The organism is Kitasatospora sp. NPDC034035 (genome assembly GCF_055575755.1).
The window spans coordinates 158,880-173,410 of record NZ_JBVISA010000003.1; the positions used below are offsets into that span (position 1 = coordinate 158,880).

Annotated in this window: 12 protein-coding genes and 2 tRNA genes; 13 read left to right on the forward strand and 1 reads right to left on the reverse strand. The window is 72.0% G+C overall.

Annotated elements, in window-relative coordinates; translation table 11 throughout:
* The first annotated feature begins 231 nt into the window (after positions 1–231).
* The 7 genes from ACZ52J_RS05605 to ACZ52J_RS05635 all read left to right on the forward strand — a co-directional run bounded on the left by ACZ52J_RS05605 (position 232) and on the right by ACZ52J_RS05635 (position 10,513).
* Positions 232–2,064 carry an APC family permease gene (locus ACZ52J_RS05605; protein WP_360495437.1) on the forward strand — a complete coding sequence of 611 codons (1,833 nt, stop codon included), beginning with the start codon at positions 232–234 and terminating at the stop codon, positions 2,062–2,064.
* A 424-nt stretch (positions 2,065–2,488) separates the two neighbouring features.
* Entirely contained in the window at positions 2,489–2,578 is a 90-nt protein-coding gene (gene kdpF / locus ACZ52J_RS05610; protein WP_045693083.1) for a K(+)-transporting ATPase subunit F, read from the forward strand.
* Between the two features lies 1 nt (position 2,579).
* Positions 2,580–4,244 (forward strand): potassium-transporting ATPase subunit KdpA, encoded by a 1,665-nt coding sequence (gene kdpA, locus ACZ52J_RS05615; RefSeq protein WP_465616098.1) that lies wholly within the window; start codon positions 2,580–2,582, stop codon positions 4,242–4,244.
* A complete protein-coding gene (gene kdpB, locus ACZ52J_RS05620; protein ID WP_465616100.1) occupies positions 4,244–6,361 on the forward strand; it encodes a potassium-transporting ATPase subunit KdpB in 2,118 nt (705 codons plus the stop codon). The genes kdpA and kdpB overlap by 1 nt, the downstream gene beginning before the upstream one ends.
* A 17-nt stretch (positions 6,362–6,378) precedes the next feature.
* Complete coding sequence (gene kdpC / locus ACZ52J_RS05625) at positions 6,379–7,008, forward strand: potassium-transporting ATPase subunit KdpC (protein ID WP_465616102.1); 630 nt, start codon at positions 6,379–6,381, stop codon at positions 7,006–7,008.
* Between the two features lie 168 nt (positions 7,009–7,176).
* Complete coding sequence (locus ACZ52J_RS05630; RefSeq protein WP_465616104.1) at positions 7,177–9,846, forward strand: ATP-binding protein; 2,670 nt, start codon at positions 7,177–7,179, stop codon at positions 9,844–9,846.
* Entirely contained in the window at positions 9,839–10,513 is a 675-nt protein-coding gene (locus tag ACZ52J_RS05635; RefSeq protein ID WP_465616106.1) for a response regulator, read from the forward strand. The genes ACZ52J_RS05630 and ACZ52J_RS05635 overlap by 8 nt, the downstream gene beginning before the upstream one ends.
* A 282-nt stretch (positions 10,514–10,795) precedes the next feature.
* On the opposite strand, the gene ACZ52J_RS05640 is transcribed toward ACZ52J_RS05635, so the two are convergent.
* Entirely contained in the window at positions 10,796–12,064 is a 1,269-nt protein-coding gene (locus tag ACZ52J_RS05640) for an amidohydrolase family protein (RefSeq protein WP_465616108.1), read from the reverse strand.
* A gap of 252 nt (positions 12,065–12,316) precedes the next feature.
* Between ACZ52J_RS05640 and ACZ52J_RS05645 the strand changes: the two genes are divergently transcribed.
* The 6 genes from ACZ52J_RS05645 (at position 12,317) to ACZ52J_RS05670 (ending at position 14,495) form a co-directional block, all read left to right on the forward strand.
* Positions 12,317–12,389 (forward strand) — tRNA-Thr (locus tag ACZ52J_RS05645).
* Positions 12,390–12,432: 43 nt separating this feature from the next.
* A tRNA-Met gene (locus ACZ52J_RS05650) sits at positions 12,433–12,505 on the forward strand.
* A gap of 83 nt (positions 12,506–12,588) precedes the next feature.
* Positions 12,589–12,753 carry a 50S ribosomal protein L33 gene (gene rpmG, locus ACZ52J_RS05655; RefSeq protein WP_006604855.1) on the forward strand — a complete coding sequence of 55 codons (165 nt, stop codon included), beginning with the start codon at positions 12,589–12,591 and terminating at the stop codon, positions 12,751–12,753.
* 130 nt (positions 12,754–12,883) lie between these two features.
* Positions 12,884–13,342, forward strand: coding sequence for an FAS1-like dehydratase domain-containing protein (locus tag ACZ52J_RS05660; protein ID WP_465616110.1), 459 nt, complete (start codon positions 12,884–12,886; stop codon positions 13,340–13,342).
* A 5-nt stretch (positions 13,343–13,347) separates the two neighbouring features.
* Positions 13,348–13,770: a MaoC family dehydratase gene (locus ACZ52J_RS05665; RefSeq protein WP_465616112.1), complete on the forward strand. Its 423-nt coding sequence runs from the start codon at positions 13,348–13,350 to the stop codon at positions 13,768–13,770.
* Positions 13,771–13,931: 161 nt separating this feature from the next.
* Positions 13,932–14,495, forward strand: a complete 564-nt coding sequence (locus tag ACZ52J_RS05670) for a TetR/AcrR family transcriptional regulator (protein WP_465616114.1) — start codon at positions 13,932–13,934, stop codon at positions 14,493–14,495.
* The last annotated feature ends 36 nt before the right edge of the window (positions 14,496–14,531 follow it).

The following is a 14,531-nucleotide window of genomic DNA, read 5'->3' on the forward strand; positions in this document are numbered from 1 at the left end:
GGGGCCCGGGGGTGGGAGTCCTTCGACTGAGCTGATCGTCTTCCCAACCGGCGCCCGCCGGGACAAACGGCTCGCCCACCCCCGCCAACAGCCCCTCCACGCAGGACGGCGGGCGCGTCAAGGGCCCGTCAAAGCTGCTCGTGGCCGCGTCAGGAACGCGTAGGGCCGGGGAGGCGCCGGGCGCACGGACCGCAGGATCGGAGCAACTACCGACCGCGGAGGTTCCGTCCGATGTCCAGCGCCACCACCACCCCGGCCGTCACGGCCGAACCCGAGCCGCCGGATACCGGCGCGGGCGACGAGCGGCACCGGCTCAGCGCGCTCGGCGGACTGGCGGCGCTGTCGCTGGACGCGATGGCCTCGGTGGCGTACGGGCCGGAGTCGATCGTGCTGGTGCTGGCGGCCGCCGGCGCGTACGGGCTGGGCTTCACGCTGCCGGTCACCGCGGCGATCGCCGTCCTGCTGGCGGTGCTGGTCGCCTCCTACCGGCAGGTGATCGCGGCGTTCCCGGACGGCGGCGGCTCCTACGCGGTGGCCAAGGCGCACCTGGGCCGCCGGACGGCGCTGACCGCGGCCGCCTCGCTGGTGATCGACTACATCCTGAACGTCGCGGTCTCGGTGACCGCGGGCGTGGCCGCGCTGACCTCGGCCGTACCGGGCCTGTACGGCCAGCGGGTCTGGCTCTGTCTGGGTGTGCTGGCCCTGGTGACCGCGGTGAACCTGCGGGGGATCGCCGAGTCGGCGCGCTGGTTCATGGCGCCGACGGCGGTCTTCGTCCTCGCGATCCTGGCGATCATCGTGGTCGGTCTGTTCCGGGACGGCCCGGCGAGCACCGCGGCGGCCGCCGGGCACGCCTCGGCGCTGGCCGGGAACGCCACCACGGTCGGTGCGCTGCTACTGCTCAAGGCCTTCGCGGCGGGCTGTTCGGCGCTGACCGGGGTGGAGGCGGTGGCCAACGCCGTCCCCTCCTTCCGCGCCCCGCGAGTGAAGCGGGCGCAGCACACCGAGGTCGTGCTCGGCGCCCTGCTCGGCGTGATGCTGATCGGCCTGGCCGTGCTGATCGGGCGCTTCCACCTCCAGCCGGTCGAGGGCGTCACCGTGCTCGCCCAACTCGCCGACGCCTCGCTCGGCCACGGCGCCGGCTTCTACGTCGTCCAGTTCGCCACCGTGGTCCTGCTCGGGCTGGCCGCCAACACGTCCTTCGGCGGGCTGCCGGTGCTGATGGACCTGCTGGCCCGGGACAACCACCTGCCGCACGTGTTCGCGCTGCGCGCCGACCGCCAGGTGTACCGGTACGGCGTGTTGTTCCTGGCCGCGGTGTCGGCGGCGCTGCTGGTCGGCTCCGGCGGGGACGTCAACAGCCTGGTGCCGTTGTTCTCGATCGGCGTGTTCGTCGGCTTCACCGTCTGCCAGGTCGGCATGGTCCGGCACTGGCTGCTGCACCGCCCGGCGGGCTGGCGGGGCAAGGCCGCGCTGAACGGCTTCGGCGCGCTGCTCACCGGCGTCGCCGCCCTGGTCGTCACCGGCACCAAGTTCACCGAGGGCGCCTGGGGCATCGTGGTGGCCCTGCCGCTGCTGGTGGTGCTGTTCGAGGCGATCCACCGCAGCTATGCGCGGATCGGCGAACGGCTGGAGCTGGGCCGCGTACCCGGCCCGGTGACCCGACAGCGCAGCCTGGTCATCGTCCCGGTGACCGCGATCACCCGGCTCACCCGGGACGGCCTGTCGGCGGCGCTCTCGCTCGGCGACGAGGTGATGGCGGTGACCGTCGTGCACGAGCCGACCGCGGCCGAGGCGCTGCGCCGGGACTGGGAGCTGTGGCAGCCGGGCGTGCCGCTGGTGGAGATCCCGGACGGCCGCCGGCGGCTGGGCCGGCCGATCGCCGACTTCGTCAACGAGCTCGGGGCGGAGCACGTCTACGACCGGCTGACCGTGCTGATCCCCGAGGTCGAGCCCGCCCGCTGGTTCCAGCGGGCGCTGCAGAACCGGCGCGGTGCCGTGATCGACCGCGCCCTGCGCCGGCACACCGACGCGGTGGTCTGCCGGCTGCGGATGCGGATGTGACCGGGGGAGACCCGCGTGAACGGCCCCGGGCGGCAGCCTGCCGCCCGGGGCCGTTCGCCGTCCCACCTGTTCGCCGTCCCACCTGTTCGCCGTCCCACCTGCACACCGTCCCACCACCCGTTTGCCGTCCCATCACCTGCACACCGCCCCACCACCCGTTCGCCGTCCCACCACCCATTCGCGTCAAGGTCCCGTCAACGTGGCGCGGTCACCCGTATGGAGGGCGTCAGGGCTCGATAACGCGCCTCTGACGGCTGGTTTGCTGCATCTGCCGGTCGTCCGCCGGCGCCGCGCGAGCCGTACGGCCAGGTCGCGGCATCTCCCGAACCACGCTGGTGGAGCCCATGTCCGATCTCATCTACGTCGGTGTCACGGTCGCCGTGTTCGCCGTCATCGCCCTGATCGCGCGGGGGGTGGAGAAGCTGTGAGTGCCGAGAACATCGCTGGTCTGGTCGTGGCTGTCGCGCTCGTCGGCTATCTCGTCGTGGCGCTGATCTTCCCGGAGAAGTTCTGACATGGGATCCACTCTCGCGGGCTGGCTGCAGGCCCTCGCCCTCGTCGGCGCGCTGGCCCTGTGCTACCGCCCCCTGGGCGACTACATCGCCAAACTGCTCACCACCTCCAAGCACCTCGGAGTCGAGCGCGGCATCTACAGGGTGATCGGGGTCGACGGCGACGCCGATCAGCGGTGGCCGGTGTACCTGCGTTCGGTGCTGGCCTTCTCGGCCGTCTCCGTCCTGTTCCTGTACGGCCTGATCCGGCTCCAGGGCTACCTGCTGCTGAGCCTGGGCGTGCCGCAGATGGAGGGCCACCAGGCCTGGAACACCGCGATCTCGTTCGTCGCCAACACCAACTGGCAGTCCTACGCGGGTGAGTCCGCGATGGGCCACCTGGTGCAGATGACGGGCCTGGCGGTGCAGAACTTCGTTTCGGCGGCCGTCGGCATCGCGGTGGTGGCCGCGCTGATCCGGGGCTTCACCCGCAACCGCACCGACCGGGTCGGCAACTTCTGGGTGGACCTGGTCCGGATCAACCTGCGGCTGCTGCTGCCGATCTCGATCGTGTTCGCCCTGGTCCTGGCCGCCTCCGGGGTGATCCAGAACTTCCACGGCTTCCACGAGGTGACCACGCTCAGCGGCGAGGTGCAGAAGATCCCTGGCGGCCCGGTGGCCTCCCAGGAGGCCATCAAGCTGCTCGGCACCAACGGCGGCGGCTTCTTCAACGCCAACTCGGCGCACCCGTTCGAGAACCCCACCGGCTTCTCCAACCTGGTCGAGGTCTTCCTGCTGCTGGTGATCCCGTTCGCGCTGCCCCGAACCTTCGGCCGAATGGTCGGCGACAACCGCCAGGGCTACGCGATCGTCGCGGTGATGGGTCTCTTCTGGGTGGCGTCGACCGCCCTGCTGACCCTCGCCGAGTCGCAGCACCAGGGCAGCGCCCTACAGGCCGCGGGCGCCGCGATGGAGGGCAAGGAGCAGCGGTTCGGTATCGCCGCCAGCTCGCTGTTCGCCGCGTCGACCACGCTGACCTCGACCGGTGCGGTGAACTCCTTCCACGACTCGTACACGCCGTTCGGCGGCGGGTTGACGGTCTTCGACATGATGCTGGGCGAGATCGCGCCCGGCGGCACCGGCTCCGGCCTGTACGGCATGCTCGTGCTGGCGATCGTCGCGGTGTTCGTCGCGGGCCTGATGGTCGGGCGCACCCCCGAGTACCTGGGCAAGAAGCTCGGCGGCCGGGAGATGAAGTTCGCCTCGCTGTACATCCTCACCACGCCGACGATCGTGCTGATCGGCACGGGTGTGGCGATGGCCCTGCCGGGTGAGCGGGCCGGGATGCTCAACTCGGGCGCCCACGGCTTCTCCGAGGTGCTGTACGCGTTCACCTCGGCCGCCAACAACAACGGCTCGGCCTTCGGCGGCATCACCGTGAACACCGACTGGTACGACACCGCGCTCGGACTGGCGATGATCTTCGGCCGGCTGCTGCCGATCGTCTTCGTCCTGGCGCTGGCGGGCTCGCTCGCGCAGCAGCAGCCGGTCCCGGCCACCCCGGGCACCCTGCCCACCCACAAGCCGCTGTTCGTGGGCCTGCTGTCGGGCGTGATCCTGATCGTCGTCGGCCTCACCTACTTCCCGGCCCTGGCTCTCGGGCCGATCGCGGAAGGTCTCACCTCCTGATGTCCACCCCCACGCTCAACCCCGTACCGGCCGACACCGAGGCCGTGCCCGCCGCGCCGCACAGAGTGCAGAGCGGCCTCCTCGACCCGAAGCTGATCGTCGCGTCCCTGCCGGACGCGGTGAGGAAGCTCGATCCCCGGGTGATGGTCAAGAATCCGGTGATGTTCGTGGTCGAGGTGGGCTCGGTCGTCACCACGATCTCCGCGATCGCCAGCCCGTCCGTGTTCGCCTGGACGATCACGGTCTGGCTCTGGCTCACCACGGTCTTCGCCAACCTGGCGGAAGCCGTCGCCGAGGGCCGCGGGAAAGCCCAGGCCGACACCCTGCGCAAGACCAAGACCGAGAGCGTCGCCCGCCGGCTCACCAACTGGCCCGCCACGCAGGACGAGGAAGAAGTCCCCGGCACCGCGCTCCAGCTCGGCGACCACGTGGTGGTCGAGGCCGGCCAGGTCATCCCCGGCGACGGTGACGTCGTCGAGGGTGTCGCCTCGGTGGACGAGTCGGCGATCACCGGTGAGTCCGCGCCGGTCATCCGCGAGTCCGGCGGCGACCGCTCCGCCGTGACCGGCGGCACCAAGGTGCTGTCCGACCGGATCGTGGTGAAGATCGCCTCGGAGCCCGGCAAGTCGTTCATCGACCGGATGATCGCCCTGGTCGAGGGCGCCGCCCGGCAGAAGACGCCGAACGAGATCGCGCTCAACATCCTGCTGGCCTCGCTGACCATCGTCTTCCTGGTCGCGGTCGTCACGCTCCAGCCGATGGCCACCTACGCGGGCGCCCCGCAGTCGATGATCGTGCTGGTCGCCCTGATCGTGGCGCTCATCCCGACCACGATCGGCGCGCTGCTCTCCGCGATCGGCATCGCGGGCATGGACCGGCTGGTCCAGCGCAACGTGCTGGCGATGTCCGGCCGCGCCGTCGAGGCCGCCGGCGACGTCAACACCCTGCTGCTCGACAAGACCGGCACCATCACCCTGGGCAACCGCCAGGCCGCCGAGTTCCTCGCGGTGAGCGGTGTCTCCACGGACGAACTGGCCAGTGCGGCCCAGCTCTCCTCGCTGGCGGACGAGACCCCCGAGGGCCGCTCGATCGTGGTCCTCGCCAAGACCGAGTACGGCCTGCGGGCCCGCGCCCAGGGCGAGTTGACCCACGCCACCTGGGTCCCGTTCACCGCCCAGACCCGCATGTCGGGCGTCGACCTCGACGAGGCCGACGGGGTCCACCAGGTCCGCAAGGGCGCCGCCGCCGCCGTCTCCACCTGGGTCGCCGACAACGGCGGCCGGGTCGGCGACGAGGTCTCCACGCTCGTCGACGGGATCTCGGCCGCAGGTGGCACCCCGCTGGTGGTGGCCACCAGGATCGGTGAGGAGCCCGCCCGCGTCCTCGGGGTCATCCACCTCAAGGACGTGGTCAAGGAGGGCATGCGGGAACGCTTCGACGAGCTGCGCCGGATGGGCATCAAGACCGTCATGATCACGGGCGACAACCCGCTGACCGCCAAGGCGATCGCGGAGGAGGCCGGCGTCGACGACTTCCTCGCCGAGGCCACGCCCGAGGACAAGATGGCCCTGATCAAGAAGGAGCAGGAGGGCGGCAAGCTGGTCGCGATGACCGGCGACGGCACCAACGACGCCCCCGCCCTCGCCCAGGCCGACGTCGGCGTCGCGATGAACACCGGGACCATGGCGGCCAAAGAGGCCGGCAACATGGTCGACCTCGACTCCAACCCCACCAAGCTGATCGAGATCGTGGAGATCGGCAAGCAACTGCTGATCACCCGCGGCGCGCTGACCACCTTCTCCATCGCCAACGACGTGGCCAAGTACTTCGCGATCATCCCCGCGATGTTCGCCGGCGTCTACCCGGGCCTGAGCCACCTCAACATCATGGACCTGCACAGCCCCCAGTCCGCGATCACCTCGGCGATCATCTTCAACGCCCTGGTCATCATCGGCCTCATCCCGCTCGCCCTGCGCGGCGTCAAGTACCGGCCTTCCGACGCCAGTTCGCTACTGCGCCGCAACATCGGGATCTACGGCTTCGGCGGTCTGGTGGTCCCGTTCGTCGGCATCAAGCTGATCGACCTGCTCGTCCAGTTCATCCCCGGCCTCAGCTGAGAGAGGAGTCCACCACCATGTCCAAGCCCCTGCCCGCCGCCGTGCGGACCCACTTCACCGCGCTGCGCGTGCTCCTCGTGCTGACCGTGATCCTCGGAGTCGCCTACCCGCTGCTGGTCACCGGGATCTCCCAGGTCGCGTTCAGCGACAAGGCCAACGGCTCGATCGTGACGTCCGACGGCAAGGAAGTCGGCTCCAGCCTGATCGGCCAGAACTTCAACCTGCCCAAGGCCAACCCGGACGACCCGAAGGAGGAGGCCAAGCCGGACCCGAAGTGGTTCCAGCCGCGCCCCGCCGCCAACGGCTACGCCGGCGACAACTCGGGCGCCTCCAACCAGGGCCCGAACAGCGAGGACCTGCTGAAGGCCGTCAACGACCGCCGCGCCGCCGTCGCCGCGTTCGACGGCGTCGACCCGGCGAGCGTCCCGGCCGACGCGCTGACCGCCTCCGGCTCCGGCCTCGACCCGCACATCTCCGTGGCCTACGCCAAGGAGCAGGTCAACCGGGTCGCCAAGGAGCGCAACCTCCCGGCCGACAAGCTGAACCGGCTGGTCGACACCTACACCGAGAGCCGCTCGCTCGGCTTCCTCGGCAGCGAGGCGGTCAACATCGTGCTACTCAACAAGGCTCTGGGCGAGCAGAAATGACGCTACGTCAGAAGTCTGCGTGACCTGGCCGGCCCGGTCATGGGAGAACCTCTCCCGTGGCCGGGCCGGCCGCGCCACACCCACACCCAGGCCCGCACCCGCACTCACAACCACGACCACGCCCGCACCATCCCAACTGTCGGATCCTCGACGGAAAGAGCAGTGCCCATGGCCCGCGACCTCACCACCGGCTCCGCCATCCGCGGCGGCCGGCTGAGGGTGTACCTCGGCTCCGCGCCGGGGGTCGGCAAGACCTACCGGATGCTGGACGAGGCCCGGCGCAGACAGGAGCGCGGGGCCGACGTCGTGGTCGGCTACATCGAGTGCCACGGCCGGCGTCACACCGAGGGCATGCTGGCGGGCCTGGAGATCCTGCCGCGGGTCCAGCGCTCCTACCGGGGGGCCGAGTTCGAGGAGATGGACCTCGACGCCGCGCTCGCCCGCCGCCCGTCCGTCGTCCTGGTCGACGAGCTGGCGCACACCAACATCCCCGGCGGCCGGCACGCCAAGCGCTGGCAGGACGTCGAGGAACTACTCGCCGCCGGGATCGACGTCATCACCACCGTCAACATCCAGCATCTGGAATCGCTGAACGACGTCGTCCAGAAGATCACCGGCATTCCGCAGCGCGAGACCGTCCCGGACGAGGTGGTCCGCCGGGCCGACCAGATCGAACTCGTCGACATGGCCCCGCAGGCGCTGCGCCGCCGGATGGCCCACGGCAACGTCTACAAGGCGGAGAAGGTGGACGCCGCGCTCTCCAACTACTTCCGGGTCGGCAACCTCACCGCCCTGCGCGAACTCGCCCTGCTGTGGGTCGCCGGGCGGGTGGACGAGGGCCTGCGCGACTACCGCGCCAGCCACAGGATCGACCGGGTCTGGGAGACCCGCGAACGCGTCGTTGTGGCGCTGACCGGCGGCCCCGAGGGCGAGACCCTGATCCGCCGCGCCGCCCGGATCGCCGACCGCACCGCCGGCGGCGAGCTGCTGGCCGTCCACGTCTCCCGCAGCGACGGCCTGGCCGGCGCCTCCTCCGGCGCGCTCGCCCAGCAGCGGCAGCTGGTGGAGACCCTCGGCGGCAGCTACCACGTGGTCGTCGGCGACGACGTCCCCACCGCGCTGCTCGCCTTCGCCCGCGCCCACGACGCCACCCAGCTGGTACTCGGCACCAGCCGCCGCGGCCGGATCAACCGCTTCCTGACCGGCCCCGGCACCGGGCAGACCACCGTGGACGCCTCCGAGGACATCGACGTCCACATGGTCACCCACGAGTTCACCGGCCGCGGCCGACTGCCCGCGCTCGGCCGCCGCCACTCCCGGCGCCGCACCCTGGTCGGCTACGTGGCGGGCTTCGTACTGCCCTGGCTGCTCACCGCCGTGCTCTCCCAGGCCGACGGCCGGATCAACCTCACCACCGACGCGCTGATCTTCCAGCTCGGCGTGGTCACCGTCGCCCTGCTCGGCGGCGCTATGTCCGCCCTGGTGGCCGCGCTGATCGCCTCGGTCCTGCTGAACTACTACTTCATCCCGCCGATCCACAGCCTGACCATCGGCGAGACCAACAACATCGTCTCCCTGGTGGTCTTCGCCGCCATCGCGCTCACCGTCTCCACCGTGGTCGACCACGCCGGCCGGCTCACCAGCAGGGCCGCCCGCGCCACCGCCGAGGCCGAGACCCTCTCCACCCTGGCCGGCAGCGTGCTGCGCGGCGCCGACGCGCTGCCCGCCCTGCTGGAGAAGTCCCGGACGGCCTTCGGCATGCGGGCGGTCGCCCTACTCTCCCGGGCCGACGGCGAGGTGCTCGCGCACTGCGCGGGAGAGCACCAGGACGACGACGGCCCGCAGGAGACCACCGAGGTCCCGGTCGGCGCGGACGCCGTCCTGGTGCTCACCGGCCGCCGGCTGCCCGCCGCCGACCAGCGCGTGCTCACCGCCTTCGCCGCCCACGTCGCCGCCGCCCTGGAACGCGACCGGCTCGCCGTGGTTGCCGCCGAGGTTGAACCCATCAAGGCCGCCGACCGGATGCGCACCGCCCTGCTCGCCGCCGTCAGCCACGACCTGCGCACCCCGCTCGCCGCCGCCCTGGCCTCGGTCGGCTCGCTGCGCAGCCCCGACGTCGAGTTCTCGCCCGAGGACCAGGCCGAACTCCTCGCCACCGCGGACGAGTCCCTGGTCAAGCTCACCCGGCTGGTCGACAACCTGCTCGACATGAGCCGCCTCCAGGCCGGCGCGCTCACCCTGCACCTCACCGAGACCCACCTGGACGAGATCCTGCCCCGGGCGCTCGACAGCCTCCCCGATCCGTACGCGCCGGTCCAGCCGCTGGACCTGGACACGGCCCCGGCGGTGCTCGCCGACCCGCCGCTGCTGGAACGCGTGCTCGCCAACGTGATCACCAACGCGCTGCGGTACAACGCCCCCGGCGCGCCCGTCCTGGTCACCGCCAGCCACCACGCCGACCAGGTCGAGCTCCGGGTGATCGACCGCGGCCCCGGCATCGCCCCCGAGGACCGCGACCGGGTCTTCCTGCCCTTCCAGCGCCTCGGCGACACCGACAACACCACCGGCGTCGGCCTGGGGCTTGCTCTCTCCCGCGGCCTCGCCGAGGCCATGGGCGGCAGCCTGGAGGTCGAGGACACCCCCGGCGGCGGCACCACCATGCTGCTCACCCTGCCCGCCGCCACCGCGCACCCCGCCACCGCGCACGCCACCGAGCCCGCCGCCACCGCGTATCCCGCCACTGCGCACGCCACCGAGCCCGTCGCCACCGAGCCCGTCGCCACCGAGCCCGTCGCCACCGAGCCCGTCGCCCCTGGGGAGGAGCCACCGTATGAGTGAGATTCTGGTCGTCGACGACGAACCGGCCCTGCTGCGCACCTTACGGATCAACCTGAGCGCCCGGCAGTACGCCGTCCGCACCGCCGCCAGCGGCGGCGAGGCGCTCGACCGCGCCGCCCACTCGCTCCCGGACGCCGTCCTGCTCGACCTCGGCCTGCCCGACCTCGACGGGATGGACGTGCTGCGCGGCCTGCGCACCCACAGCGCGATGCCGATCATCGTGCTCTCCGGCCGCAGCGACGCCGCCGACAAGGTCGGGGCCCTCGACGCGGGCGCCGACGACTACCTCACCAAGCCGTTCCTGATGGACGAACTGCTGGCCCGGCTGCGCGCGGTGCTGCGCCGTCCGCTGGGCGGTGTCCCGCCGGCCCGGCCGGTGATCGGCGACCACACCGTGGACCTCGCGGCCACCGCGGTGAACGGCCCGAACGGCCCGGTGCGGCTCACCCCGACCGAGTGGCGGATCCTCACCCTGCTGCTCGCCAGCCCCGGCCGGCTGGTGCCCGGACGGCAGATCCTGCGCGAGGTGTGGGGCCCGGCCCAGGAGGGGCGCGGCAACTACCTGCGGGTCTACCTGGCCGGGCTGCGCCGCAAGCTGGAGCGCGACCCGGCCCGGCCGCGGCACCTGCTCACCGAGCCGGGGATCGGGTACCGGTACGTGCCGTAGCGCGCCCGTTCCGCCGTCCGGGTGTCAACGGGGCGTCAAGAGCGGGCCGCGGGGCGACAGGGGGGCGTCAAGGCCGGTCGGCGGTGGTGCTCCGTGGGCGTAGCGTCGGTGCCGAGGCGAGCGGGACCTGCTCCGTGTGGGGGAGGCCAGGGGCCGCTCACGCCGCCGTCGAAGGACGGCCGGTAGGTGGGGGAGGGGCGCGCGACAAACCGTCGCGCGCCCCTTTTGCGGGTCAGGCCGCCCTCGGAGCCGGTCGCCCCGAGCCCCGGCCCCGGCCGCCCCTCAGTCCTCCGTGCTCCCGGACTGCCGGGGCAGCGCCAGCGCCACGGTGTCCGCGAACTCCCGTACCGCGCTGGTCCGGCTGACCACCCGGCCGCTGTGCACCACCAGTCGGCTGTGCCCGCCCGCCAGCGCCCCGGCCAGGCTGTCCCCGCGCACCGCCAGCAGCTCCGCGGGGAACCCGGCGTCCACCCGGACCGGCGGCAGCCCGAGCGCCGCCCGGGCCTGGTTCGCCACCGCGTCGTACGCCGCCTCCGGCTCCAACTCCCCGCCCGCCGCCAGCAGGTACGCCGCCTCCAGCGGATCCGCCCGGCCGACCGGGTTGGACGGGTCGCGCAGTGCCCCGCTGCCCGCCGCCAGCGGCACCCGGGCCGCCGTCAACTCCCGCAGCAGGCCCGGCCGCAGGCCCGCCGCCCGGCCCTCCAGGCCGGTGCAGCCGCCGTTCTGCGGCAGGCAGACCACCCGCACCCCGCTGGTCGCCAGCACCGTCGACGCGCCGTGGGGCAGCGCGCCGCATGGCCCGAGCGTCACCCGCGGCCGCAGCGGCGCCAGGGCGCCCGCCAGCCGGGCGAGTTGGGCCGCGTCGGCGGCGGTGGTGTGCAGGTCCACCGGGCAGTCCGCCTCCCGGGCGGCCTCCAGCAGCAGCTGCACGTACCCGGCCGGGTCCGGGTCCAGCTCCGGGCAGCCGCCAGCCGCCGTGGCGCCCAGTTTGAGCGCCTCGCACAGCTGCGCCCGGCCGTCCGCGCCGGCCCGGCCGGTGAGCAGCCGGGGCATCGCGACCGCCTGGAGGTCGGCGAGCCCGCGCAGGGCCTGCCGGGCGGTGAGCACCGCCTCCAGCGGGCGCAGCCCGTGCACGTCGCCGATCCGGACGTGGGTGCGCTGGGCGGTGGCGCCGTAGCCGAGCGAGGTGAGCGCGGCCTCGGTGACCCGGCGGGTGAGGTCGGCCGGGGTGTCCGGCGGCGGGGTGGGCAGGGCGGCGGAGAAGGCCATGTCGTAGTGGGCGTGCGCCTCGGCGGGGGCCGGGAGTAGCAGGTAGCCCTTGAGGTCGATCCGGGCGCCGGTGGTCACGGTGGGCGCGCCGGGCAGGGCGGGCAGCGGGCCGAGGCTGCCGACGGTGCCGACGGCCTGGATCCGGTCGCCGCTGATCCGGACGTCCACCACTCGCCCGTCGGCCAGTCGGGCGCCGGTGAGCAGCAGGACCGGGCCGTGCCCGAGCGGGTTGGCCGCCGGGCCGGGCCCGTGGTGTGGCCCGTCGGCGGCTGCGCTGTCCATCGCCGGCTCCTTCTCGCGCCGGCCCGTACGGTCGGCCAGTCGATTCCGATCAATGAGCGTCGAGCCTATGGCGCGCAGGGGCGGGGAGCCGGGAGGCGGGCAATAGTCGTATCGGGTCGGGCCGCACTCCTCACCGGCCGATCGAACGCCCGACCTTGGATCGCTCGTCCGTGCACCTCGCCCACCTGCGGTCTTCGCCGCGGGATACGGATTTCACCTCCGGGCGCGAAACGTGTAATCTCTTCCTCGTTCGCCCCTATAGCTCAGTCGGTAGAGCGTCTCCATGGTAAGGAGAAGGTCTGCGGTTCGATTCCGCATGGGGGCTCTGGTGAGAAGCGGTCAGTTTCGGCTGTGCTGCGGATCACTGTGGCGGTGTAGCTCAGTTGGTAGAGCAAGCGGCTCATAATCGCTGTGTCACCGGTTCAAGTCCGGTCACCGCTACCCCGCGTAGTCGGTCGGGAGATCGCACTCCCGGTCGGCTACTCTTGTCGTGTTCTTATTCGTTGTCCAAGGAAGGCACTCCCGTGGCTGCCACCGATGTCCGCCCGAAGATCACGCTGGCCTGCGTGGAGTGCAAGGAGCGGAACTACATCACCAAGAAGAACCGGCGTAACGACCCGGACCGTCTTGAGATGAAGAAGCACTGCCCCCGCTGCAACTCGCACACCGCGCACCGCGAGACCCGCTGACCTCGTTGTAGGGCATCGGGCCTGTGTGAATCAGGTCTCGACTCCGGGCCGCATCCCTCATGGGGGGTGTGGCCCGGAGTCATTTTCGTATCCGACCGCTTCGTATCCATCCGCGTTCCGAGGAGCTGCCATGGCGCTCGACCCCTCCTTCATCGGGCGGAGTTACCCGCCCACCGAGCCGTACGAGGTCGGCCGGGAGAAGATCCGCGAGTTCGCGATCGCGATCGGCGACGCCAACCCGGCGTACACCGACGCGGAGGCGGCGAAGGCACTGGGCCACCCGGACGTGATCGCCCCGCCGACCTTCCCGTTCGTGGTCACCTACAGTGCGGCCGGCCAGGTGGTCGGGGATCCGGAGCTGGGCCTGGACTTCAACCGGGTCGTGCACGGCGACCAGAAGTTCGCCTACACCCGCCCGGTGCGGGCCGGCGACCGGCTCTCGGTCGTTGTGACCATCGACAACATCAAGTCGCTGGCGGGCAACGACGTGCTCACCGTGCGTGGCGAGGTGCTGGACGGGACCGGCGAGCACGTGCTGACGGCGGTCATGACCCTGGTGGCCCGGGCCGCCGACGAGGCGGGGGAGTGAACGCGATGGCGATCAGCTACGACGAGGTCGAGGTCGGCACCGAGCTGCCGGCCCAGTCCTTCCCGGTGACCCGCGCCACACTGGTGCGCTACGCGGGCGCCTCGGGTGACTTCAACCCGATCCACTGGAACGAGAAGTTCGCCCTGGAGGTCGGCCTGCCCGATGTCATCGCGCACGGCATGTTCACCATGGCCGAGGCGATCCGGGTGGTCACCGACTGGGTCGGCGACCCGGCCGCGGTGGTCGAGTACGGCGTGCGGTTCACCCGTCCGGTGCCGGTGCCGAACGACGGGGTCGGGGCGGTGATCGAGGTCTCGGCCAAGGTCGCCAAGAAGTTGGACGACCGCAGGGTGCAGGTCGACCTGCTGGCGACCACGGGCGGGCAGAAGGTCCTCGGGATGTCCCGGGCGATCGTCCGGCTCGGCTGAGACCGGCGGGGTCGACGGGCCGGCCGACCGGGCCGGCCCGAATGATCGGCTCGACTGGTCGGCCGATCAACCGACCTGGCCGTGACCGGGGCCGTACGGCGGAATCCCGGTCGCGGTCGCGGGCCTTGCGTAGATAGTGATTGGCCACTAACTTGAGACTCATGGCGAGGTCGAGCATGCGGATGAGCGCGGAGGAGCGGCGCGAGAGCGTCGTCCGTGCCGCGGTGATCGAGTTCGCCCGGGGTGGCTACCGGGGCACCTCCACCGAGGCGATCGCCCGCCGGGTGGGCGTCTCCCAGCCGTACCTGTTCCGGCTGTTCCCCGGCAAGCAGGCCATCTTCGAGGCGGCCGCCGAGCGCTGCGTCGAGGAGACCTGGCGCGTCTTCGACGAGGCCTCGGCCGGCCTGACCGGCGAGGCGGCCGCCGAGGCGATGTCCGAGGCGTACATGGGCCTGGTCGAGGACCGTGACCAGCTCATGATGCAGATGCAGCTCTACGTCTCGGTGTCCGCGGCCCGGGCGGCCGGCGAGGAGGAGATCGGGGAGAGCGCCCGGCGGCTGTGGGAGGGCCTGTTCGATCGCGTCAGGATCCGGATCGGCGGCGACATGAAGGACGCCACGCGGTTCTTCGCCCACGGGATGCTGATCAACACGCTGGTGGCGCTGGGCTACCCGCCGGACCACCGGATGTGGACCGGCCTCGACGGGTGCGAAGGGGCCGAGTAGGCGGGTCGCACGGCGGTGTCCGTGCGGCCTCTTTTC

Coding starts and splice junctions, on each gene's coding strand:
- ACZ52J_RS05605 (WP_360495437.1), top strand. CDS start 232: ATGTCCAGCGCCACCACCACCCCGGCCGTCACGGCCGAACCCGAGCCG.
- kdpA (WP_465616098.1), top strand. CDS start 2,580: ATGGGATCCACTCTCGCGGGCTGGCTGCAGGCCCTCGCCCTCGTCGGC.
- kdpB (WP_465616100.1), top strand. CDS start 4,244: ATGTCCACCCCCACGCTCAACCCCGTACCGGCCGACACCGAGGCCGTG.
- kdpC (WP_465616102.1), top strand. CDS start 6,379: ATGTCCAAGCCCCTGCCCGCCGCCGTGCGGACCCACTTCACCGCGCTG.
- ACZ52J_RS05630 (WP_465616104.1), top strand. CDS start 7,177: ATGGCCCGCGACCTCACCACCGGCTCCGCCATCCGCGGCGGCCGGCTG.
- ACZ52J_RS05635 (WP_465616106.1), top strand. CDS start 9,839: ATGAGTGAGATTCTGGTCGTCGACGACGAACCGGCCCTGCTGCGCACC.
- ACZ52J_RS05640 (WP_465616108.1), bottom strand. CDS start 12,064: ATGGACAGCGCAGCCGCCGACGGGCCACACCACGGGCCCGGCCCGGCG.
- ACZ52J_RS05660 (WP_465616110.1), top strand. CDS start 12,884: ATGGCGCTCGACCCCTCCTTCATCGGGCGGAGTTACCCGCCCACCGAG.
- ACZ52J_RS05665 (WP_465616112.1), top strand. CDS start 13,348: ATGGCGATCAGCTACGACGAGGTCGAGGTCGGCACCGAGCTGCCGGCC.
- ACZ52J_RS05670 (WP_465616114.1), top strand. CDS start 13,932: ATGGCGAGGTCGAGCATGCGGATGAGCGCGGAGGAGCGGCGCGAGAGC.